The organism is Flagellimonas taeanensis (genome assembly GCF_003584105.1).
In the GTDB taxonomy this organism is placed as follows: domain Bacteria; phylum Bacteroidota; class Bacteroidia; order Flavobacteriales; family Flavobacteriaceae; genus Flagellimonas; species Flagellimonas taeanensis.
This window is the reverse complement of sequence record NZ_QXFO01000023.1, coordinates 84,507-107,980: the sequence shown is the minus strand read 5'-3', so window position 1 is coordinate 107,980 and position 23,474 is coordinate 84,507. Positions and strand designations below refer to the sequence as shown.

General features: G+C 45.7%; 21 protein-coding genes. 13 read left to right on the top strand and 8 right to left on the bottom strand.

Annotated features, from left to right (window positions below):
* Nucleotide 1 precedes the first annotated feature (1 nt).
* From D2V93_RS11920 to D2V93_RS11910, 3 genes are all read right to left on the bottom strand, one after another.
* Nucleotides 2-1,339, bottom strand: coding sequence for a hypothetical protein (locus tag D2V93_RS11920; protein ID WP_119619655.1), 1,338 nt, complete (start codon nt 1,337-1,339; stop codon nt 2-4).
* Nucleotides 1,340-1,437: 98 nt separating this feature from the next.
* Entirely contained in the window at nt 1,438-3,324 is a 1,887-nt protein-coding gene (gene htpG, locus D2V93_RS11915; protein WP_119619654.1) for a molecular chaperone HtpG, read from the bottom strand.
* A 361-nt stretch (nt 3,325-3,685) separates the two neighbouring features.
* Nucleotides 3,686-6,124: an alpha/beta hydrolase family protein gene (locus tag D2V93_RS11910; RefSeq protein WP_119619653.1), complete on the bottom strand. Its 2,439-nt coding sequence runs from the start codon at nt 6,122-6,124 to the stop codon at nt 3,686-3,688.
* 146 nt (nt 6,125-6,270) lie between these two features.
* Between D2V93_RS11910 and D2V93_RS11905 the strand changes: the two genes are divergently transcribed.
* Nucleotides 6,271-7,278 carry a 3-oxoacyl-ACP synthase III family protein gene (locus D2V93_RS11905; RefSeq protein WP_119619652.1) on the top strand — a complete coding sequence of 336 codons (1,008 nt, stop codon included), beginning with the start codon at nt 6,271-6,273 and terminating at the stop codon, nt 7,276-7,278.
* Nucleotides 7,279-7,395: 117 nt separating this feature from the next.
* Here D2V93_RS11905 and D2V93_RS11900 read toward each other — a convergent pair whose 3' ends face one another.
* Nucleotides 7,396-9,843: a TonB-dependent receptor gene (locus D2V93_RS11900; protein WP_119619673.1), complete on the bottom strand. Its 2,448-nt coding sequence runs from the start codon at nt 9,841-9,843 to the stop codon at nt 7,396-7,398.
* Between the two features lie 350 nt (nt 9,844-10,193).
* Here D2V93_RS11900 and D2V93_RS11895 point away from each other — a divergent pair, with 350 nt between their 5' ends.
* Nucleotides 10,194-10,553: a CoA-binding protein gene (locus D2V93_RS11895; RefSeq protein WP_119619651.1), complete on the top strand. Its 360-nt coding sequence runs from the start codon at nt 10,194-10,196 to the stop codon at nt 10,551-10,553.
* Here the strand turns inward: D2V93_RS11895 and D2V93_RS11890 are convergent.
* Nucleotides 10,537-12,015 carry a sodium:solute symporter gene (locus D2V93_RS11890; protein WP_119619650.1) on the bottom strand — a complete coding sequence of 493 codons (1,479 nt, stop codon included), beginning with the start codon at nt 12,013-12,015 and terminating at the stop codon, nt 10,537-10,539. The two genes, D2V93_RS11895 and D2V93_RS11890, sit on opposite strands and share 17 nt — an antisense overlap.
* 76 nt (nt 12,016-12,091) lie before the next feature.
* On the opposite strand from D2V93_RS11890, the gene recR reads away from it, so the two are divergent.
* The 11 genes from recR (at nt 12,092) to D2V93_RS11835 (ending at nt 20,732) form a co-directional block, all read left to right on the top strand.
* Entirely contained in the window at nt 12,092-12,712 is a 621-nt protein-coding gene (recR, locus tag D2V93_RS11885; RefSeq protein WP_119619649.1) for a recombination mediator RecR, read from the top strand.
* A 94-nt stretch (nt 12,713-12,806) separates the two neighbouring features.
* Nucleotides 12,807-14,162, top strand: a complete 1,356-nt coding sequence (locus D2V93_RS11880; RefSeq protein WP_119619648.1) for a dihydrolipoamide acetyltransferase family protein — start codon at nt 12,807-12,809, stop codon at nt 14,160-14,162.
* A gap of 80 nt (nt 14,163-14,242) precedes the next feature.
* A complete protein-coding gene (locus tag D2V93_RS11875; RefSeq protein WP_072879685.1) occupies nt 14,243-15,016 on the top strand; it encodes a 3'-5' exonuclease in 774 nt (257 codons plus the stop codon).
* A 33-nt stretch (nt 15,017-15,049) separates the two neighbouring features.
* Nucleotides 15,050-15,661: a fumarylacetoacetate hydrolase family protein gene (locus tag D2V93_RS11870; protein WP_119619647.1), complete on the top strand. Its 612-nt coding sequence runs from the start codon at nt 15,050-15,052 to the stop codon at nt 15,659-15,661.
* Nucleotides 15,661-15,999 carry an Hpt domain-containing protein gene (locus D2V93_RS11865; RefSeq protein ID WP_072879689.1) on the top strand — a complete coding sequence of 113 codons (339 nt, stop codon included), beginning with the start codon at nt 15,661-15,663 and terminating at the stop codon, nt 15,997-15,999. Before D2V93_RS11870 ends, D2V93_RS11865 begins: the two co-directional genes overlap by 1 nt.
* Nucleotides 16,000-17,247 carry a competence/damage-inducible protein A gene (locus D2V93_RS11860; RefSeq protein ID WP_119619646.1) on the top strand — a complete coding sequence of 416 codons (1,248 nt, stop codon included), beginning with the start codon at nt 16,000-16,002 and terminating at the stop codon, nt 17,245-17,247. It begins immediately after the preceding gene.
* Between the two features lie 73 nt (nt 17,248-17,320).
* Nucleotides 17,321-17,548, top strand: a complete 228-nt coding sequence (gene rpmB / locus D2V93_RS11855; protein WP_072879694.1) for a 50S ribosomal protein L28 — start codon at nt 17,321-17,323, stop codon at nt 17,546-17,548.
* Nucleotides 17,549-17,576: 28 nt separating this feature from the next.
* Nucleotides 17,577-17,759 carry a 50S ribosomal protein L33 gene (gene rpmG, locus D2V93_RS11850; protein WP_031444791.1) on the top strand — a complete coding sequence of 61 codons (183 nt, stop codon included), beginning with the start codon at nt 17,577-17,579 and terminating at the stop codon, nt 17,757-17,759.
* A gap of 38 nt (nt 17,760-17,797) precedes the next feature.
* Complete coding sequence (locus tag D2V93_RS11845; RefSeq protein ID WP_072879696.1) at nt 17,798-17,950, top strand: DUF4295 domain-containing protein; 153 nt, start codon at nt 17,798-17,800, stop codon at nt 17,948-17,950.
* A gap of 158 nt (nt 17,951-18,108) precedes the next feature.
* Nucleotides 18,109-19,065 carry a signal recognition particle-docking protein FtsY gene (gene ftsY, locus D2V93_RS11840; protein ID WP_072879700.1) on the top strand — a complete coding sequence of 319 codons (957 nt, stop codon included), beginning with the start codon at nt 18,109-18,111 and terminating at the stop codon, nt 19,063-19,065.
* 5 nt (nt 19,066-19,070) lie between these two features.
* Nucleotides 19,071-20,732: an amidase family protein gene (locus D2V93_RS11835; RefSeq protein ID WP_119619645.1), complete on the top strand. Its 1,662-nt coding sequence runs from the start codon at nt 19,071-19,073 to the stop codon at nt 20,730-20,732.
* Between the two features lie 118 nt (nt 20,733-20,850).
* On the opposite strand, the gene D2V93_RS11830 is transcribed toward D2V93_RS11835, so the two are convergent.
* From D2V93_RS11830 to D2V93_RS11820, 3 genes are all read right to left on the bottom strand, one after another.
* Nucleotides 20,851-21,366, bottom strand: a complete 516-nt coding sequence (locus D2V93_RS11830; RefSeq protein ID WP_119619644.1) for a hypothetical protein — start codon at nt 21,364-21,366, stop codon at nt 20,851-20,853.
* Nucleotides 21,363-22,223 (bottom strand): hypothetical protein, encoded by an 861-nt coding sequence (locus D2V93_RS11825; protein WP_119619643.1) that lies wholly within the window; start codon nt 22,221-22,223, stop codon nt 21,363-21,365. The genes D2V93_RS11830 and D2V93_RS11825 overlap by 4 nt, the downstream gene beginning before the upstream one ends.
* Nucleotides 22,224-22,337: 114 nt before the next feature.
* The gene (locus D2V93_RS11820; protein ID WP_119619642.1) at nt 22,338-23,441 is read right to left on the bottom strand and encodes a serine hydrolase domain-containing protein; all 1,104 of its coding nucleotides are present in this window, start codon (nt 23,439-23,441) and stop codon (nt 22,338-22,340) included.
* Between the last annotated feature and the right edge of the window lie 33 nt (nt 23,442-23,474).

Genomic DNA, 23,474 nt, shown 5'->3' with positions numbered 1-23,474 from the left:
ATCAATCTTCAAATTTCCAAAAAGGAACCACAGATTCCGTCAAGGTGACGATTTCGCCCTTATCTTTTCGTTTCCGTTTGAGTTTGAGGATGTGCTTGCCCTCTTCCAAGTCCGATATTTTGAGGAAGGTCTCAAAACCAAGAACATTGTTGAGGCCCGTGGTCAGTATGAAATCCCCATCCATTTGCAAGGTGTCGATTTCGAAGGAATAGACGTCATTGAAAGTCCGTAAATACATTTTTCGGATACTGTCCTTTTGCTGTCTCGTGGTGATTTCATCGCTCCAGTTGGTAGTGAACTGGATGTTCGAGCTAAGGCCCCTTCTGTCTTTTTTGGGTTTTAGCGAATCGTTGAAAATAAAAATGCGCTCTTCAATGCTTTCCGAGAACGGGACAAAAATGTTCAAATAGGATTTGGTGATCACTTTGGAAGGAATGATGATGGTGCCCGGAAAATCCTCATCATCGACCAGCATGTCCCCATAATTTTCCTTATTGGCAAAAGTGGTGGATGAATTCAAGTCTTTTTGCAGATAGTTGGAATGGCGGTACTCCAAACTCGTGATGACCAATATCAGAATATAGATCGGTGCCAAAAAGAGGGTCAACCGCTTTCCAAAACGATGGTCCAGAAAATTATAGACCAAAGGTCTATACAGAAATGAGAGGGTCAAAAAACTGAACACCCAATAGATGGGAAAATAGATTTTGGACACCCACTTGTTCCGTTTGAGCAGCCCTTGGGTCAAAAAATCGATAAAGGTCAGGAACATCCCTGTTATGATGAACAAGATCAGGATAGAACCCAAAATGCTCCCCAACTGTTCCGGCAACCATTCGCCCTGGATAATGAAAGTGGCCACCACTACAATGGAAATGATGATCATGGTCATGGCCAGCACATAGAAGATCAGCAAAAAGGAAATGGCAAAGAGCACACTGCAATAGTTCTCCAAATTGGCGATGTATCGATCAAAGGAAACAATCCTCTTCTTCAAATAGTTGGTGAACAATTCAGAATACCTGAGTTTTTCGAACTCAATGTCCCCGGATACATAACGCAGCCCGAGGGCACCGATCCACAACCCCCTGAGGATGACATGCAGCAACAGGTTGAAAAGGAGTATGGAACTGGCAATGTGAAGGATAAAATAGGCGACAAACCGATAGATGTGTTGTTCGTTCTCGGCATTGACCATTTCTATGCGAAGCGGTTCGTAGGCCGTGAACAGCCCAAAAATGGAGAATCCGGAAATGATGAGTTCCAACTCCCAGCTTTGCTGCTGAAGGGAGTCCAACAATTTTTTGAAGGATGGACTTTTGTAGTCGTTATGGTCCACGGTTTGGTCGATTGATTGCTAGAAGCAATATAGTCATTAAAACGAAAAACCGCTCATTTTGAGCGGTTTTGTATCAGCTGGGAATCAAAGTAGATGTGCTACTTGATCATCTCATAGCTACGGGCAATGAACTTGGTGAGTTCCTCGCCTTTTAGCAATCCTTTGGACAATCGGGCCAAATCCAAGGATTGGTTGATCAGGCGTTCCCTCTTTTTGTCGGTCTTCGTGTTCAAAATCTCGCCCACCAATTCATGGTTGGTGTTCACGATGAGGTTGTACATATCCGGCATATTGCCCATTCCGAACATACCTCCACCACCAGTGCGCTGCATTTCCTTCATCCTCCGCATAAATTCAGGCTCCGTGATGATGAAAGGGGAAGCCGTACTGTCCATGGCCTCCAATTGTATGGTGTAGCCCTTGTCGGCAATGGCACTTTCCAGACTGGCCTTCAATTGGTCTTTTTCCTCATCCGAAAGCTTGGAGATGGCCGTATCCTCTTTTTTGATGAGGTTGTCGATATGGTCTGCATCCACACGCACAAAAGAAACCTTCTCCTTGGAGGTCTCCAATTTTTGCAAAAGGTGCGGAACAATGGGCGAATCCATCAAAAGCACTTCATAACCCTTGGTCTTGGCCGCTTCGATGTAGCTGTGCTGCGCCTCTTTGTCCGAAGCATAGAGCACCACCATAGTACCGTCCTTATCGGTTTGGGTGTCCTTGATCTTGGCTTCCAGTTCCTCGAACGTATGGAAGGATCCTTCCACGGTGGGGAACAGGGCAAATTTTTCCGCTTTCTCAAAGAATTTTTCCTCGGTCAGCATTCCATATTCGATCACCACTTTGATGTCGTTCCACTTTTGCTCAAAATCCTCACGGTTGTTCTTGAAGAGGGAACTCAATTTGTCCGCCACCTTTCGGGTGATGTAGGATGAAATTTTCTTGACCGCGCCATCAGCCTGAAGATAGGACCTGGATACGTTCAGGGGAATGTCGGGCGAATCGATGACCCCACGTAGCATGGTCAGGAACTCGGGGACTATGCCTTCCACATTGTCCGTTACGAACACCTGGTTTTGGTATAATTGGATCCTATCCTTTTGGATGTTCAGGTCGTTGCTCAATTTGGGAAAGTACAGGATACCTGTCAGGTTGAAGGGATAGTCCACATTGAGATGGATATGGAAAAGCGGTTCCTCGAACTGCATGGGATAGAGCTCTCTGTAAAAACTCTTATAATCCTCATCCTTCAGATCGGTAGGCTGTTTGGTCCAGGCCGGTTCGGGATTGTTGATGATGTTGTCCACCTCCTTGGTCGGGGCCGGTTCGTCTTCCTTGGCCCCCTCAGGTTTGGGCAGGGTTTCTTTTTTGGTGCCAAATTTGATCGGGATGGGCATGAACTTGTTGTACTTGACCAAAAGTTGCCGGATCTTGGCCTCTTCCAAAAACTCAGTGGAATCCTCGGCCACATGGAGAATGATTTCCGTTCCCCTATCCTTTTTATCGGCACTTTCCAATGTAAATTCTGGCGATCCGTCACAGATCCAATGTACGGCCGGTTCGTCCTTGAAGCTCTTGGTGATGATCTCCACTTTTTCGGCCACCATGAAGGCGGAATAGAAACCAAGACCAAAATGGCCTATGATGCCTGCTTCCTTACCTGCTTCCTTGTATTTGTCCAAGAATTCCTCGGCCCCGGAAAAGGCGACCTCATTAATATATTTTTTGACCTCTTCCTCGCTCATCCCGATTCCTTGGTCAATAATATGGATGCGTTTTTGGTCTTTGTCCACTTTCACCTCTATGATCGGGTTGCCATATTCCACCTTGGCTTCCCCAATAGAGGTCAAGTGTTTTAGTTTTAAGGTTGCATCCGTAGCGTTGGATATCAATTCCCTTAAAAAGATTTCATGATCACTGTACAGAAACTTTTTGATCAAGGGAAAAATGTTCTCTACCGAAACATTGATTTTACCTGTTGCCATTGTTGTCTATGTTTTTCTTTACTGCCTTCGGGGCAAAAAAAATACCAGAATGCCAAATATGACAAACTGACACTGGAGGCGTATACGAAGCGACAAATGTCAACTTTAACAAAATTTTGTTTATTCTTTTTATAAAAAAATTAAACAAATTAAGTATATTTACAATGTTATAGGGAAAATTGCTATGAAATAGTACTGCACTATAACAATTTGTTTATTTATTGGTTAGGTTGTGGAAAATGCACTTTCGCCCGAAAGTGCATTTTCTTTTTGGCCAAGCAAAGGCAAGATACGCTTCCCGAACATAAAAAGGCCCCGAAAATGCTTCGGGGCCTTTTTAGTAAAATATATGAATAGACGCCTAAGGGGTTTTCTGTTCCTCCTCTTTTTTCTGTTTTACATATTTTTCCAGCCATTGGTCCTGTTCCCACAATAGGTGCAGAATGCTCTCTTTCGCACGATAACCATGACTTTCCTTGGGCAGCATCACCAAACGGACGGTAGCACCCAGTCCTTTCAGTGCATTGAAATAACGTTCACTCTGCATGGGGTAGGTGCCGGAGTTATTGTCCGCCTCCCCATGGACCAATAACAATGGGGTCTTCATTTTTTCGGAATGCATGAAAGGGGACATGGTATAGTACACTTCCGGGGCTTCCCAATAATTCCGCTCTTCACTCTGGAAACCAAACGGGGTCAGGGTCCTATTGTAGGCACCGCTTCGTGCAATCCCCGCGGCAAAAAGATCGGAGTGGGAGAGAAGGTTGGCCACCATGAAGGCGCCATAACTGTGTCCGCCAACAGCAACACGTTCCGTATCAATATATCCCATGGCGTCCACTGCATCTATCGCTGCTTTGGCATTGGCCACCAATTGGCTCCTGAAAGTGTCGTTGGGTTGCTCGTCCCCTTCACCGATGATGGGGAAAGAAGCGTCATCCAACACCACATAACTGCGAGTGACCCAATAAATGGGCGAGCCCCAGTAGGGATAGGTGAACTCATTGGGGTTCTGTGTGTTCTGCGAGGCACTGTTCTTGTCCTTGAATTCCCTGGGATAGGCCCAAAGGATCATGGGCATTTTTTCCTTTTTCTGTATATCATAACCCACGGGCAGATATAGCGTTCCGGTCAGCTCCAATCCATCGTCCCTTTTATAGGTAATGACCTCTTTATGTACATTTTGGATGCTCTGGTACGGGTTTTCAAAAGCGGTGAGCTGCATGGGCCCTTTTCTTCTGATCACACTTTTGTAGTAATAATTAGGGTATTCGTTGGGCGACTCGATCCGGACCAATAATTGATCTTTCTGTGGATCGTACTCGATGAGGCGTTCCAGCTTGCCTTCCAATTTGGATGTGTACAAACGGGTCTTTTTCAAAGTGGTCAGGTCCATTTTTTCCACAAAAGGAAATTGGCCTTCCTCGGTATATCCATCGCCCAAAAGATAAGCGTTGTTGTTTTTGTCGAGGGAGAGCACCCAGCTTCCGTTTTCATTTCTCTCGGAGATAAAGTTCCCGGGGTCGCTATACACATCTTGATAGTTTCTGTCCGAAATGATCTTGGGCTCTTTTTCAGGATTGGAGGGGTCAAAAAGATAGGTTTTGGTATTCCGATCGTTCCACCAACGATCGTGGGCAATGGCAATATCATCGTTTCCCCATTGTATCCATGAGAACCTGTTCTTTGTTTTCAGCAATGTTCTGGCCTGTCCATTGAAAGGTGCTTCCAGTTCAAAGATCTCGTCACGGTAGGGAACCTCATTTTGGGGATCTCCTCCATCCAAGGCCTCCACATAGACCAAGGTTGCTGGTTTGTCATTTCTCCAACTCAGGTCGCGCATGCCGGTCCTTTCCGCCATAAAGCCTTGGGGTAGGTCTTCAATAAGGGGTATTTCCAGCATTTTTTTCACCAACTTGCCGTCCTTGTCAAAAATGTTCGTGGTGTTCGGGAACCTGTAGTAGGGCACCAAATAGGAAAATGGCTTGTCCAAGGTCACTGTCATCACATAATTGCCATCCGGAGAAAAACTGATGCTAGTGTACATATCCGTTTCTTTCCATTTGGTCTTGCTCCCATCCAATTTTACTTTGTAAAGTTCGGACCTTGCCAATTGCTCAAAGTTGAATTCGTCATTGGGGTTCTTCAATAGATCCTGATAGGTCCTGTTCTGGGCTTTTTTGCCATCGTTCGCGGAAATGGTAGGACCATCCGGAACAGCTTCGCTCACATCGATCAACGGTTTTCGGTCACTCGGCAACATTTTGACCAGAAGGGATTCCCCATCCTTGAACCAATTGATCACATCCCTCATATTGGCGTTCACATTGGCATCGGTAAGTTTTGTTGCCTTGGCAGTTTCCACATCCAGGACCATGACCTCTACACCTTCGGAAGTGGTGTTGGTAAAGGCCATTTTGGATTGGTCCGGCGACCAGTTGAAATTGGAAAGCCTAGGGTTTTGGGGCAGCCCTTCCGCTTGAACCCCGTCTTTCTCCCCGATTTTCTTCACGATAATGTTGTTGTAATAATTGGTGCGGCTACCGATGTTGGTCTTCGGGTTGATCCGCAGACCGGCCAACCGGAGTTCCGTTTCCGAAAGTTCCGCTATCGTCTTGTAGTAATCGCTATAGAGTAGCAGCATATGTTCGCCATCGTCATCAATCAGGACACTGGGTGCCGTAGGGGCATTGACCAGTTCCAGTATTTCTTCAGGTGGTTGTTGATAGGTCAGTTTCTCCTGCGATTGTCCCCAACCGAAAGCGAGCAACGCCAGAAAAACCAAGTAGTGTTTTCTCATGATGATTTTTTTAAGGGTTAAGAATTTGATGAATCTTTAAATGTACAATTTTTTAAAAGTATTATTTTGGCTGACTTTTGAACATTTGGCATGAATATTTGCTAATTTTCAATTTGTAACTATCTTTTTGACTTAAATATTTTCACATGTATAATTCCAAGATTGCAGGATTGGGTTTCTTTGTTCCTGAAAACGTGGTCACCAATGATGACCTCTCCAAGATAATGGACACCAATGACGAGTGGATACAGGAACGTACCGGGATCAGAGAACGGCGCCATGTGGTCAAAGGTGAGGACACCACCACTTCCATGGGGGTCAAGGCGGCCCAAAAGGCAATAGAACGGGCCGGAATAGATAAGAATGACATAGATTTCATCGTTTTTGCTACCTTGAGTCCAGATTATTACTTTCCAGGACCAGGGGTCTTGGTCCAACGGGATTTGGGGCTCAAAACAGTGGGTGCCCTTGATATCAGGAACCAGTGTTCCGGATTTGTGTACGGCATTTCAGTGGCCGATCAATACATCAAAAGTGGGATGTACAAAAATGTTCTGGTCATTGGCTCCGAACTGCATTCCCATGGTCTGGATATGACCACTAGGGGCAGGGGGGTATCTGTCATCTTCGGTGATGGTGCAGGTGCGGCCGTGCTGACCCGCGAAGAAGATCCCAAAAAGGGAATTCTTTCCACCCACTTGCATTCGGAAGGCGAACATGCCGAAGAACTTTCCCTCATCGCTCCCGGTATGGGAAAAAGATGGGTCACCGATATTATTGGCGATGCAGATCCGGAGGATACGTCCTACTTTCCCTACATGAACGGCCAGTTTGTGTTCAAAAATGCAGTGGTCCGTTTCAGTGAGGTGATTATGGAAGGTTTGCAGGCCAACAATTTGACCCCAAGGGATATTGACATGCTGATTCCCCATCAGGCCAATCTCAGGATATCCCAATTCATCCAGAAGAAATTTGGACTGTCGGATGATCAAGTGTTCAACAACATCATGAAATATGGCAACACCACGGCAGCATCCATTCCCATCGCTTTGACCGAAGCTTGGGAGGCCGGAAAGGTCAAGGAAGGTGATCTGGTGGTATTGGCAGCCTTTGGCAGCGGCTTTACTTGGGGCAGCGTCATCATCAGGTGGTAAACTCAATATAAAACGACCTAAATAACAAACCCCGGCCTCTTTTGGAGACCGGGGTTCTTTATTGATGCCCTTGAAAGACTAACCAACCAACACTCTGGCAAGGACCATCAATAAAAGTTAGAGGATGCCACCGCCACCTTGTTTGGTGTTGTCGTCCCTGTTCTTGCGTTGATTCGCACGGTTCTTCCCACTTCCGAAGCGATAGGACAGCCCTACGTAAACGTTGTTGCTCTCCCAATTGAAGGCGCCTTCCTGTGCATAGGGGTAATCACCTTCAAAAGCAAAACGCATGGTATTGAAAATGTCGTTATAGTTCAGGCTGATGGTGCCCTTGCCCTCATCGAAGCTGTAGCGTGCCCCCAAATTGACAAAGTACATGGGATCCGCATTGAACTGTATGCTCTTGTTCCTGCCCCTGTAGAACCCGAATGCCTGAAGGGTCAATTTTTTGGTGACCGTAAAACTATTGTTCATACGAAGGTTCCACGCTGTGTTGTCCACTTGTACTCTTTCTGCAACAATGTCCTCTTCCGATGGATCGGGGTCCGTAGTGTTCAGGGTTTCGGTTATCCCACGTTGTGTTTGGGAGAACAGGTCAAAACTACCGTTGATGTTCCACCATTTTGTGGGCCTGTAATTGGTGGACAGTTCCATGCCATAGGCAGAGGTCTTGTCAAAATTGTCAAAGGTCAAGATGGTTTTGTTCAGGTCCAATCGGTCAATATAGATGGCCCTGTTGATCTCATCGGCTATACTTCTGTAAAATATACCTGCTGTTATGCTTCCGCTCTTCAAACGTTTGGTATAGTTGGCCTCGTAGGAACTGGTGAACTGTGGCACGAGATTCGGGTTTCCAAATGCGGAGATCAATGGCGTGGCGAATTCCCTAATGGGGTTTACCTGCTGCAATCCGGGACGGTCCACACGTCTGCTATAGCTCACCTGCACTTGGTCCCCTTCATTGATGCTATAGGTCACAAAAGCCGATGGGTAGATCTGTGTGTAATTGTCCGTGAACGCACGTACGGCATTGGTGTCCGCCTGAACCTGGACATCCTCGATGCGCACACCCATTTGATAGGACCATTTTTTATAGGTCTGGCCAAAAGTGGCGTAGGCAGAATAGATATCCATGTCATAGATGAACTTGGTGGATGGGGTAGGCACCAATTCTCCGTTGGAATTGAAAGATTGTCCAGTAGAGGAATAATCCACTATGGTCTCAAAGTTTCTGGACTCCAATCCGATTTCCAATTTGGAAATACTGTCCAATGGGTTCACGTAGTCCAAGTTGGCCGTGGTCTGGGTGCGTTCGGTGTCCACAAAATCCATATAATCGGGATATAGCGATGCGCCTGTGGACCTGAAATCGGCATCTTGGCCGCTTTCAAAACGGTTGTGGTCCACTTCCAGTTCTATATTGTGTCCTTCCTTGTTGAAATCCAGTTTATAATCAAAATTGTACTGTTCGCTCCTGTTGTCGGAGTCATCAGTGAACAACTGGGTCACATTTCTGGAAGGGTCGTTGTAATAGGAGACCTGGGTAGCCCCATTACCGAGACCGTCATAAATGTTCTGGTTGGTGAATAGGGAAATGGTGTTCTTGTCGTTCAGGTAAAAATCGACCCCCAATTTGTAGAGGTGGGATTTGTTGTTGTTGAGGAAGTCGAACTCTTGTCGTGAGTTCTCATCGACCCGAAGAATGCTTCCATCGTTCACCCATTTGCCGATGTTGTTGCCATAGTTTCCGTAAAAATTGAACTTTCCGTTCCTGTAGTTCAAGTCAATGGAACTGTTGAACTTAGCCTCGATGGCCTTGGTGAGCCCTATGCTCACATTTCCATTGAAACCAATATTGGCATTTTTGTGCAGTACAATGTTGATGATGCCGCTCATACCTTCGGGATTATACTTGGCCGATGGGTTGGTGATGAGTTCTATGGATTTGATGGATGTAGATGGAATCTGTTTCAACAATTGGGCTACGGGTACGTTGGAGAGCTTTCCGTCTACCATGACCCTTACATTGGAGTTGCCCCTTAGAGTGATGTCACCCGTTTGGGAATCCACGTTCACCGAAGGGATGTTGTTCATGATGTCGGAGGCCGTGGCCCCGGAAGTGGTCAGATCCTTTCCTACGTTGATCACTTTTCGGTCCACCCGTTGCTCAATGGTGGTGCGCTCGCCCACCAGTTCCACTTCGTTGAGTTCCTGGGTCTGTTCCATCAAGGTGATGGTGCCAATGTTCACGTTACGGTTATCTTTGGAAATGACCAGTTTTTGGGAATGGGTCTTGTAACCGATGAATTGTACTTCGAACAGAAAATTTCCGTCTGGCAGTTTGTTGATCTCGAATGTTCCGTCTTCGGCGGTGATTCCCCCGGTAATGGTCTCTGTGCCATCTTCAGATTTTACGACCACCGCGGCATAGGCCACAGGCTGGTTCAAGGCGTTGTCCACCACGGTTCCCGAAATGGAGCCCACTGCGTCCGATGAATCGTTGATAGCGAATGATGAATTAAGACCGCACAAGAAAAGTGCAAAAAGTAAGGTCAACTTTTTCATGAGTTGTTCGTTTTTTGATTGATGATTGAGTTGATTGATGATATTTCTAAGACGCCGGTTGAAAGCGAATGTTACAGCAAATAGTTTTTTTAACATTCTTTAACAAACAAAGAAGTAAGTAGAGATTGAATTGTAAGGATGAAACCTCTTGAAGGACAAAGGAAAGCGTATAAAAAGAAGAAACCCCGACAATTTGATTGCCGGGGTTGTACATTGATAAGCTATACTAAACACTAACCATTAACTATAAAAAATACAGTCTTACCAATGAAAATATCTTATATACCAATAGACGGATTAATTTTGAAATCGTTACAGTCTATATATTAGTTTAACACAATAATTAACAAATGGCAAAAGCACTTGTTTTTGGGGCATCATTAGACCCGGGAAGATACAGTAACATGGCAATACGTAGGTTGGTTGAGAACAATATTGAAACAACCGCATTTGGGATGCGTGGGGGAACTGTATCAGGGGTACAAATTAAAGACAAACTTGATGATTTTCAAAATATTGACACCATAACCTTGTATTTAAATCCCATAAAACAGAAGGAATACTATCAAAAAATAGTGGATTTGAACCCCAAAAGGGTAATTTTTAATCCGGGTACGGAGAACCCCGAATTTTACCAAATCCTTGAAAACGCTGGGATTCAGGTCGAGGTGGCCTGCACTTTGGTACTGTTGGCTACTGGACAGTATTAAATTTTTCCTTTTTTTTGATGAGCCACAGTCCAATGAAGGTCAGCAGTCCGTTCAACGGTAACAATTCATAGCCCACCTGATAACCTCCCAAATAAGATGAAGGGATATTGGCAATCAAAACAATGACACATACCGATAGCAAGGCGACCACCCATACATACCCATCATGGATTTTGTGCTTGGTCAGAATCCCAAAGGCAAACAGGCCCAATAGTGGCCCATAGGTATATCCGGCAACCGTCAATAGACTGTCGATCACATTGCTGCTCAAGATGTATTTGAAGGCAATAATGACCAAGATCAGCATAAGGCTCATGCCTACGTGGGTCCGCTTCCGTATTTTTTTCTGTTCGGCATCGTCCTTTTGCTGGACGTTCAAAAAATCCACACAGAACGAAGTGGTCAGCGAAGTCAGTGCACTGTCCGCACTACTGTATGCCGCGGCGATCAGCCCCAACATAAAAGTAATCGAAAGGGCAAGCCCAAGTCCGCTGTTCAAGGCTATTTCGGGGAAAAGAAGGTCTGTTTTTGGTGTGCCGTCCATGAGTGGGATGCCTATGCCGTTTCGTTTGGCGTAGATGAACAGTAGTGCGCCCAACAACATAAAAAGGAAGGTGACGCCCACTAGGACAAAACTGAAGGAGACCATGTTCTTTTGTGCATCCTTCAAGGATTTGCAGGTGAGGTTTTTTTGCATCATATCTTGGTCCAGACCAGTCATGCAAATGGTTACGAACATGCCGCCCACAAAAGACTTTATAAAATAGCTCCTGTCCAGAAAGCTTTCGGTCACCAGAAAACCATTGTAATCTTTCAATTCATCCGAGGCCAAGAACTCGCCAAAGCTCCAACCTAGTTCTTGGTTGATGAACACAATGGAAAGCACCACGGCCACGATCATAAAGAGCGTTTGCAGCGTATCGGTCCAGACAATCGTTTTGATGCCCCCTTTGTTGGTATAGATCCATATCAGCAAAATGGAAATCACCACGGTGAACTCAAATCGAATCCCAAGATCGTCAAAAACGAACTGCTGTAGTACTATGGCCACGAGGTACAGCCTAAAGGCTGCCCCCAGCACCCTGGAGATGAAGAAGAAGAATGCCCCCGTTTTGTGGCTCACCGTCCCAAACCGTTCCAACAGATATTCGTAAATGGAAGTGAGGTTGAGTCTATAGTACAAGGGCAGCAGCACAAAGGCCACCACAAAATAACCGACCAAATAGCCCAGCACCACCTGCATGTAGGTGAACTGGCTGTCCTCCACCCACCCGGGGACCGATATGAACGTTACCCCCGATAGCGAGGCACCCACCATCCCGAAGGCCACCACAAACCAGGGCGATTGTTTCCCTGCCTTGAAAAAATCAGCATTGGAATCGTTCTTTCCCGTAATGAATGAAATCAATATAAGTACCAAGAAATAGGCGCCTATGAGTAGTAGAATTTGTGTGGCGGACATAGATGAATTTTGATTTGCAAAATACGAAAGTAAATTGGTAAAGCTAAAATCGTAATTTTGTGGGAGATTAGAGTCTATGGAATTTTCATCCGAACTATTGGAAAATGCGGTCCAGGAAATGTCACAATTGCCCGGCATAGGCAAACGCACGGCATTGCGGTTGGTCCTTCACTTGCTGAAACAGCCCAAGGAGCGGACAGAGATGCTCACCGATGCCTTGATGAAGCTCAAGAGCGAAGTGAATTTCTGCAGGAGCTGCCACAACATTTCCGATACCGAACTATGCGAGATATGTGCCAACCCCAAACGGGACGAGAGCTTGGTGTGCGTGGTGGAGGACATCAGGGATGTAATGGCCATTGAGAACACTTCGCAATACCAGGGACTTTACCACGTGCTTGGTGGCAAAATATCCCCTATGGAAGGGGTGGGTCCCCAAGACCTCAATATCGCTTCTTTGATCCAAAAGGTCAGGAAAGGTACGGTCAAGGAACTTATTTTTGCCTTGAGCTCGACCATGGAAGGGGACACCACCAATTTTTACATTTACAGACAACTGGAAGGGTTGGAGGTCGTTACCTCTGCCATCGCTAGGGGTATTTCCGTTGGGGACGAACTGGAATTTGCCGATGAGGTCACCTTGGGAAGGAGCATCGTGAACAGGGTGCCCTTTGAGAGCTCCATAAAGGCAAATTGAGGAATGATTAAAAAATGCACACAAACCAATAATAAGTGAATTTCTTTAGTATTTTTGCAAAATACTATCCAAAATCACTTTGATAAATAGGAATATGGCAAAATTTGAATTAAAATTACCGCAAATGGGAGAAAGTGTCGCCGAAGCCACGTTGACCACTTGGTTAAAAGAAGTGGGCGATACTGTGGAACTGGATGAGGCCGTTTTCGAAATTGCGACCGATAAAGTGGATTCCGAGGTTCCGAGTGAGGTGGAAGGTGTGCTGTTGGAAAAGCGGTTCGATGTGGACGATGTCATAAAAGTGGGTGAAGTGGTTGCCGTGATCCAAGTGGATGGCGATGTGGATGATGTTTCAGGGGATAGTGGCAGCGCTGATGAAGAGGAAGAGCCCGTAGCGGAGCACGTTGAGGCTTTGGAAAACCAAATGGTCCATGTGAAGGAGTCCGTATCCATGGCAAAACCTGACTTTTCAAGTTCAGAACGATTCTATTCGCCATTGGTGAAAAATATAGCAAAGGAAGAAGGGGTATCCATGGAAGAATTGGAGGCCATCATAGGCACCGGTAAAGAAGGCAGGGTCACCAAGACCGATATCATGGCCTATCTGCAAGACCGTTCCAATGGAAATGCAAGACCAGCCCCTACCTCGGCACCTAAAGAGCAAAAACCGGTCGAGGAAGCGCCCAGGCCAGCAAAAATGGCTGAAGAGAAACCCAAACATGCCCCCATTCCAGTGGGACATGGAGACGAGGTCATCCCATTGACCCGAATGGGCAAACTCATCGCCCAGCATATGGTCGATAGCGTTTCCACCTCTGCGCACGTGCAGAGTTTTGTGGAAGTGGACGTGACCAATGTGGTGAATTGGCGGGAGAAGATGAAGAAGGCCTTTGAGCAACGGGAAGGGGAAAAATTGACCTTCACGCCCATATTTATGGAAGCTGTGGCCGTGGCACTGAAAAAATTCCCGATGATGAACATTTCACTGGACGGTGACAAGGTCATCAAAAAGAAGAACATCAATTTGGGAATGGCAGCGGCCCTGCCCGATGGCAACCTGATCGTACCCGTCATCAAAAATGCGGACCAGTTGAACCTCGTCGGTATGGCAAAAACCGTGAACGACCTCGCCAATAGGGCGCGCAACAACCAATTGAAGCCCGATGAGGTAAAGGATGGGACCTATACCGTGACCAATGTGGGCTCATTTGGCAGTGTGTTCGGGACGCCCATCATCAACCAGCCGCAAGTGGGCATCCTTGCCTTGGGGGCCATTCGGAAACTGCCTTCCGTCATCGAGACCGATCAAGGGGAATATATAGGTATCCGAAGCAAAATGTTCCTTTCGCATAGCTACGACCACAGGGTGGTGAACGGTGCTTTGGGTGGAATGTTCGTCAAGGCGGTGGCCGATTATTTGGAAGCCTGGGATGTGAACAGGGAAATATAACCGAGAAAAACGGTGCATTTTCTTTTCACTATGTGTAATTTAGGGAACTGAAACCTTAAACAAACATCTAAAGACCCCAGATGCAGTTACAATTGACCAAGCCTATATGCTTTTTTGATTTGGAGACCACCGGGACCAATGTGGCCAAGGACAGGATCGTGGAGATTTCCATCTTAAAGGTATATCCCAACGGAAACAAAGAGAGCAGGACATGGTTGGTGAACCCCGAAATGCCCATTTCCCCCGAGTCGGAGGCCATTCATGGTATATCCAATGAAAAAGTGGCCAATGAGCCCACCTTCAAACAACTGTCCAAGGAAATTTATAAAATGATCCGTGATAGTGATCTGGCCGGTTTCAATTCTGACCGTTTCGATATCCCACTTCTGGTGGAGGAGATGCTAAGGGCAGATATTGATTTTGATATGAAGAACATGGTGTCCGTGGATGTGCAGACCATATTCCATAAAATGGAAAAACGCACCTTGGAGGCCGCCTATAAGTTCTACTGCGATAAGAATTTGGACGATGCCCATAGTGCCGAGGCCGATACCATGGCCACCTATGAAGTGCTATTGGCCCAACTGGAAAGATACCCGGAGCTGGAGAATAACGTCAAAAAGCTATCGGAGTTCACGACAAGGAAACAATCGTTGGATTTTGCCGGTTTCATAGTCTTGGACGAAGAAGAACGGGCCATTTTTTCATTCGGCAAGCACAAGGGAAAAACGGTGGAGGAAGTCCTAGAGGCCGAACCCGGTTATTTTGGCTGGATCTTGAACGCAGACTTCCCACTCTACACCAAAAAAGTACTTACCCAGATCAAGTTGAGCAAGCTCAACACCAAACTTTGAGAAACACAAAAAACACCCCCAACAAACAATTTTATGAAACTGATATGTATCGGTCGCAACTATGTGGACCACATTGAAGAGCTGAACAATGAACGTCCGGAGGAACCGGTCGTCTTCATCAAACCCGATTCGGCCATACTCCCAAAAGAACAGGATTTCTACATCCCCGAATTTTCCAACGATGTCCATTATGAAGTGGAGGTCTTGGTCAAGATCAAAAAAGTGGGAAAACACATCGCCAGGGAATTTGCCCATACCTATTATGATGAAATAGGCCTAGGGATAGATTTCACGGCCAGGGACCTACAGGCCAAACTGAAAGCGAAGGGACTGCCCTGGGAAAAGGCCAAGGGATTCGATGGGGCTGCCGTCATCGGGGAGTGGTTGCCCAAGAACAGGTTTGAAAATGTGGACAATCTTGATTTTTCCCTATCAAAGAACGGCGAAATGGTCCAGAAAGGAAATACCGCTCTGATGCTATGGAAGATAGATGAGATCATTGCCCATGTGTCCACGTATTTTATGCTGAAAAAGGGAGATATTTTGTTCACGGGCACCCCGGCCGGGGTTGGTAAAGTAAGCCCAAATGACTACCTTTCAGGAATGCTTGAAGGAGAAACGCTATTTGAAATTAACGTAAGATAATGATTTACAACCTCGATAAAATCAATGAAATGGCCGAAGGCGATGAAGATTTCATTGCCTCTGTGATTTCTGTTTTTTTGGAAGAAGTTCCAGAAGACTTGGAAGGCCTGGAAAAGGCCATCGGAAATAGAGATCATGAAAACGTCTATAAACTGGCCCATAAGATAAAGCCCAATGTGGATATTCTGGGTATGGAGCAGACCAGGGCTAGGGCGTTGGAAATTGAGACCTTGGGAAAAAATGAGGCAAGCATGGAAGAGATAGCGAACAAGTTCCCGATGCTCAAGAAAGATGTCCTTCAGGTCGTAGCGGAACTTAAAAAAGATTTTGATCTATAGATGCAGGCCGAGATCATCACCATTGGGGATGAGATCCTTATTGGACAAATAGTCGATTCCAATTCCGCTTTCATTGCCAAAGAGCTCAACCAGATTGGCGTTTCTGTCTATCAGATAACTTCGGTGCAGGACGATAGGGAGCATATCACCAATGCACTGCAAGAGGCAGGAGAGCGCTCGTCCGTGATCATTGTCACGGGAGGGCTTGGCCCTACTAAGGACGATGTCACAAAGGAAACGCTCTGTAACTTCTTTGGGGATACCCTCGTGCAGGACCAAGCGGTCTTGGAACATATAGAGGAGCTTTTCAAAAAGTACATCACCACGCCCATTTCCAACCTGAACCGCAGACAGGCATTGGTGCCCTCCAAGGCAACAGTGCTCCACAATGCGTTCGGGACGGCACCGGGACTCTGGATGAAAAAGGGTGATATGTCCTATTTCTTTCTGCCAGGGGTCCCCTATGAGATGAAAAACCTTATTACCAGTTCGGTTTTGCCCAAGATCATGGAAACCTACGAAAGGCCCTATATCGTCCACAAGACCCTATTGACCTATGGTATGGGTGAAAGTGCCATCGCGGAGAAAATTGAGTCGTGGGAGAACAGCCTGCCTCGCCATATCAAATTAGCGTATTTGCCCAATCTGGGTAGGGTGAGGCTCCGTCTTTCCTCCAAAGGGGTGGACAGGGAAGCGCTCTTGGCATCTGTTGAGGCCGAGGCCAAAAAATTGTATCCTATCATTGGGGACATCATTTATGGAGAGGAAGAGGACGGGACCATCGAAAGCCAAATAGGCAAGTTTTTGACCCAAAGGCAGATGACCTTGGCCACGGCCGAGAGCTTTACGGGGGGAAGGATTGCCGAACAGATCACGGCGGTGCCAGGGGCTTCCAACTATTTCAAGGGGAGTGTGGTCAGCTATGCCACTGAGACCAAGATCAAGGTGTTGGGCGTCCCGGAAGCGTTGGTCGAGCAACATTCGGTCGTCAGCGAAGAAGTGGCCATGGCCATGGCGGAGAACGTCAGGAACCTGCTGGGAACCGATTTTGCGGTGTCCACGACGGGCAATGCAGGTCCCACCAAAGGTGACTCCGATGCAGATGTGGGAACGGTGTATATTGGGATCAGTACCCCAAGAGGGACAACGGCCCATAAATTTGCCATGGGGAACCATAGGGAACGGGTGGTGAAGAAGTCTGTAAGCAAGGCTTTTGAACTGCTTTACAAAGAAATTTTAAATTTCTGAAAAAGAATTTTGTACGTCCCGTTAAAATGGTATAAATTTGCAGCCTCAATAAAATCACTCAAAAGTTAGGGAGATGTCTAAAGTTTGTGAAGTTACAGGAAAAAAGGTGATGTTTGGAAACAACGTATCCTTTTCTATCAATAAGACGAAGAGAAGGTTCGATGTGAACGTTTCCAAGAAGAAATTTTACATTCCTGAAGAAGACCGTTGGGTAACCTTGAACGTATCTTCCAAAGGATTGAAAATCATCAACAAGAAGGGTATCTCTGCCGTGTTGAAGGAGATGAATGCCCAAAAGTAAGTAGTATAAGCGTTTTAAGTACGATACAATGGCCAAGAAAGGAAATAGGATTCAGGTAATTTTGGAGTGCACAGAGCACAAGGAATCTGGTATGCCAGGTACGTCCAGGTACATTACCACCAAGAACAAGAAGAATACGCCAGATAGGATGGAGATCAAAAAATTCAACCCTATCCTTAAGCGCATGACCGTCCATAAAGAAATCAAGTAATCCCTTTTCATCACGAAAAGGCAAACAATACATAAGCCATGGCAAAGAAAACAGTAGCAACGCTTCAATCATCATCCAAAAGATTGACCAAGGCCATCAAAATGGTAAAGTCTCCAAAAACGGGTGCCTATACTTTCGTAGAGTCTGTAATGGCTCCTGAAATGGTCAATGATTGGTTGAACAAGCAATAAGACAAATTTCCCAATAGGAAATACGGAGCCGCTCATATAGAGCGGCTTTTTTTATGTCCATTGCCCAGCGGACCAAGACATTTCACGGCAAAGGAACATTGATTTAACATAACTCCCCTTACTTTGCTATCTTTGGGGGATTATCTATTGAACACGAGATGAGCTTATTCAAGAATATATTTTCAAAGGACAAAAAAGAGACTTTGGATAAGGGCCTGGAAAAATCAAAATCCAGTTTCTTTGGCAAGTTGGGCAAGGCCGTGGCCGGAAAGTCCAAGGTGGACGACGAGGTACTGGACAACCTTGAAGAGGTTTTGGTCTCTTCGGACGTGGGGGTGAACACCACGCTCAAGATCATTGAGCGCATCGAGGAACGGGTCTCCCGGGACAAATACATGGGGACCGATGAACTCAATACCATCCTTCGCGAAGAAATAGCAGGGCTCCTTTCCGAGACCCATGTGGGCGAAAGCACCGAAATATCCATCCCTACCGATAAAAAACCGTATGTGATCATGGTCGTCGGCGTGAACGGCGTGGGCAAGACCACCACCATTGGGAAATTGGCACACCAGTTCAAGAACAAGGGCCTGAAAGTGGTGTTGGGCGCGGGTGATACCTTCCGGGCGGCCGCGATTGACCAGTTGCAGGTATGGGCGGATAGGGTACAGGTACCCATCATCAAACAAAAAATGGGAAGCGATCCCGCTTCCGTGGCATTCGATACCCTTAACTCTGCCGTGGCCGATCAAGCCGATGTGGTATTGGTGGATACTGCCGGTAGGTTGCACAATAAGGTCAATCTGATGAATGAGCTTTCCAAGGTAAAGCGCGTGATGCAAAAAGTGGTGCCCGATGCGCCGCACGAAGTACTTTTGGTGCTGGACGGATCCACGGGGCAAAATGCCTTTGAGCAGGCCAAGCAATTTACCAAAGCCACAGAGGTGACCAGTTTGGCAGTGACCAAGTTGGACGGCACTGCAAAGGGCGGTGTGGTGATCGGTATTTCTGACCAGTTCAAGATTCCCGTGAAATACATCGGAGTGGGAGAGGGTATAGAGGACCTTCAGGTGTTCAACAAATATGAATTTGTGGATTCATTCTTCAAAATGTAAAGCCTATGTACAGACAACTCATCCTCGGCTTTTTGATCATTGTTCTTTCAGCCTGCAAACAGAAAAATGTGGAACCGAAGGAGGAAGTTGTCCTTTGGACCCCTTATAACGATTCCACAGAGGTGGCGACCAGTGCCGACAACGAAAGCGAACGGATGCGGTACAAATTCATCCAGAGCAAGGTGTTGGACAAAAACGAGGTGTTCCAGCCCTTGTATGGGGAAGTGTCCCAATTTTCATCGGCCCAATATGAAAAAATGAAACCCTTGGTCTTGGAACAGGATATCCCCACCATCCAGAAACATATCGATGCGGGAACGTTCACCTATGAAGACTTGGTCCTGTTCTACCTGCACCGAATCTATACCTACGAACTTCCGAACAACACTACGCTCAATACCATCATTGCATTGAACCCAAACGTATTGGAAGAGGCCCGGAAATTGGATGAAAGTCTGGAAACCCATCATCCCATTTATGGGATGCCCATCTTGTTGAAGGACAACATCGGCACTTCGGAAATGAAAACGACTGCTGGGGCTGTTGCGTTGATGGACAACAAGACGGAGGATGCCTTTATTGTAAAACGATTGAAGGAAAAGGGAGCGCTCATCTTGGGCAAGGTGAATTTGAGCGAATGGGCCAATTTCATCTGCGATGTGTGCCCCAACGGGCAGAGTGCCGTGGGCGGGCAAACCATGAATCCCTACGGCAGACAACAATTTGACACAGGTGGATCCAGTGCCGGTAGTGGCACATCGATGGCTGCCAATTATGCGGTCGGTGCAGTGGGCACCGAAACCTCGGGTTCCATCCTTTCACCCTCCAGTCAAAACTCGGTCGTGGGCCTAAAACCCACTATTGGGCTGCTGAGCCGAACAGGCATTGTACCCATTTCCAGTACCTTGGATACGCCGGGGCCCATGACCAGAAACGTGACCGACAATGCCATTTTGTTGGATGCCATGCTGGGCAGAGACGGTGCAGACCCCAAGTCGGTGGAACCTGAACCAGGGGTTTTATCTGCATGGACACAACCCGAACCCCTGAAAACTGTTCGTTTGGGAGTGATGAAAAATTTGATGGAGCGGGATTCCCTCTATGCACTCAGTGTTGAAAAGCTTCGAGAAGCAGGTGCCGAAATTGTCGAATTTGAACCCAAGGACGTCCAGTTGGATCATTTCCTTACGTTGTTGAATTTGGATATGAAAAAGGACCTTCAGGACTACTTGGAGGCTATGGTCAAGAACAAGGATGTGGTAAAAGTGGAGAATATTGAGGATGTGGTCCGCTTCAACAGTGAAGATTCCTTGGTGCGCATACCTTATGGGCAGGCCCGTTTTGACGGGATCTTGGCCGATTCCACGTCCCAAGAAGATTTTGAAAAGATCAAGACCGAACTGAAAAATGCGGGGAAATCTTTCTTTGATGTGATGGAAGGACAAACGTTGGATGCCATTTTGAGCATCAACAATTACCATGCAGGTTATGCTGCGGTGGCCGAATATCCTGCCCTTACCGTCCCTATGGGGTACAAGCCCAATGGCGAGCCTGAAAGTTTGACCTTTATCGGGAAACCATTTTCAGAGGCACATCTGCTACGGATCGGGAAGGCTTTTGAGGATTTGACCCATTCCCGGAAAATACCCACGGCTTATAGGGAGTAGGTGGGATTGTTGGTCAATTCGAATTGTGATTCTTTGGGGTATGGTCTAAGTTGATGATTCAGAATGGATTTCCCGTTTTTTTTTTTTTTTTTGATCAGTTCAATGAACTATACCGTTGTTATGTATTGGCTTTTATTTCCTTTTTTAATTTGTTTCCGTAATTCAGATTCTCAAAGAAACTTAATTGTCTTTCGAACAAATATCCATTCGCAATAAAATTCATTTCATATTCTGTTGTATTTAAATTCAGCCCCATTTGGTCAATTGAATATTCATTAAGTCTGAATCGGAAATACCGAGCATACAGTTTAGAAACTCCAAGTTTTAGCAAAATCCACATTGGTGATAGAAAAAATGGATTAATATTTTCTTTCCCGCGTATTAAAGTGATTCCGATTATATTTTCTTTAGGGATAGGTATCTCAGTTAGTTTATTTGAATAATTTGCACGCAATAGAATTCCACGTGTTCGTTTTTCAAAGCTGCATTTTGAATTCAATTTCAGAATTTCAATTTCAAGACTTTTGGGATTAAACGACTTTAAATAAAATCCAGCACTGCCAATTGCTTTTGGTTTTCGCCAATCGATTTCGAATGGTTTTCCAATTAATTCTGTAATTAATTGTTCGGTCATTTTATTTTCATTTTTCCTTCAAATAAATTTCCTACAACTTCAAAATTCTTTGATTCAAATTCAGCAATTGGAAAAGCTTTTTCTTTTCCAATCGCCCATGGCCACAACGGATTTGTTCTATTTTCCTTAGAATGAGCATCATAAAAGAATTGTAAAACAGTTTGAGCGGAGTCAATTTGCTTGAAAATCCCTTCTTTGAAGTACTCTTTATAAAACTCCGTTCGATTAATAGACTTTTGATGAATTATATTGTGTCTGTTTTTTTCTAATGACTTTAAATTGCTCCAAAATTTTTGAGATTCAATTTTTGAAGTTGAATACACGTCCGTAAGAACTTTTGCAATCTTATCGGTTAAAGAAACCCATCTTTCTATAGCAGTTTTATCATAGATTTCTGTAATACCTTTGCTCTTAACCTTTACTTTATATTCATAGTCTTCTGGAATACTTAGGTTGGCAAATGATTCAATTGCAGTATAAGCGAACACTACTGAAATCTGAATTAATTCAATATAATCAGCAGAAACTATTGACTTTTCTTGTAAAAACTTCTTTTTGTCTTTTTCAGTTTCAACATAGGAGTGTTTTACATTGTTTGGGTTTATCTTTTCATCGTATAATCCCTTAGCCAAAACCTTATAGCGTTGACTTATAGAAAGAAGCATCCCAACATTGTTGGGTGCAAAAAATTCAAATGGATTTTTTGGGAATTCAATTTCATCTATTTCTTGAGAAACCAATGAGCCTGTTTCTTTTCCGTTTTCAATCTTTCGATACCATACTGGCTTATTAATTCTCTCGTCAAATATTTCGTATTGACTTGGGTTAATACAATATACCAAACTACTCTTACTCATTTTTTATTATCGATAACCTGTTTATTTAACTGTAATACCCAAAATAATCATAAAATCAATGCGGAAGAGGATCTTCCAAGGAAAACCAAATCTTAAGGAACTATACAAGCGCAATTATTCCCCAATATAGGCATTCAGCCTTTCCCAGAGCAGATTGTCAAAACTGGAGGGGCCCAATTGGTTTTCCCCGGCATCGTCCCCCAATCGCACGATTACCAAGTTTTCACTGGGCACTAGGTAGAGTTTTTGGTCAAAGGCACCCAGTCCCGCAATAAGGTCGTCAGGGGCATCGGGGAACAGTTCCCCCTCAAAAGTGGTTTCCGAACCGGGAGCCTTGTGCTGGCTCTTTCCGTTCAACCACCATAAATACCCATAGGAAGGGTTCAGGTTTTGGGAGGTGGTTGTCATTTCCGTAAAATAGGTCTTGTCCGATAAGATCTCAGCGTCGTCCCATGTGCCTTGGTTCAAACAAAGCAATCCAAACCGGGCCATGCTACGGGTATTGCTGAAGAAAAGGTTGTTGTAGCCCGCCGTGATCCAATTGCCCTGCATGCCGATCCTGTCCCGTATCTTTTGATAGGAATAGGTTTTGAAATCCGTGCCGATAGCGTTGGTCACGATTTGATCGAGTATCGTATAGGCGGCATTGTGATAGTACCAATAGGTGCCCGGTTCATTTTTGTAGAGCAGACATTCCTTGTCATAGCAGAAAGGTTCGTCCACGGTATAGTCCAGCCCTGTGGTCATGGTCAAGTGGTGTCGCACGGTGATATTGGCCTCCTGTTCTGGGGTGAGCATGGACCATCCTTCGCCCAAATAGTCCATGGAAGAATCGCCGATGGATAAAAATCCTTCTTCTTGGGCAATGCCGACCGTCATGGCCGTCAAGGTTTTGCCGGCGGAGTTCCACGAATGGTTGTCCCCTGCGGTGAAATCCCCAAAATACCATTCCACCACAATTTTGCCATCTTTCAGGATGATGAACCCATCGGTGCCCTTTTCCTCCAACAGATCGTAAAGGGCCTGCTCAGCCTCAGTGTTCCATGCCAGATCGGCCGGGGAGGTGGTCTCCCATTCCGCGGAACCCACAGGGGGAAAATACAGTTCACCTGTTTCGGGATCTGGGATGTTGTCGTCATCTCCCGGACCATCGTCCGAAGAACAACTGAAAATCAATACGAGGCAAAGTAGAAGGAAGGGATGTGCAAATCGTTTCATGACTTTGGAATTTGGAGCTTAGACCACCGTTGG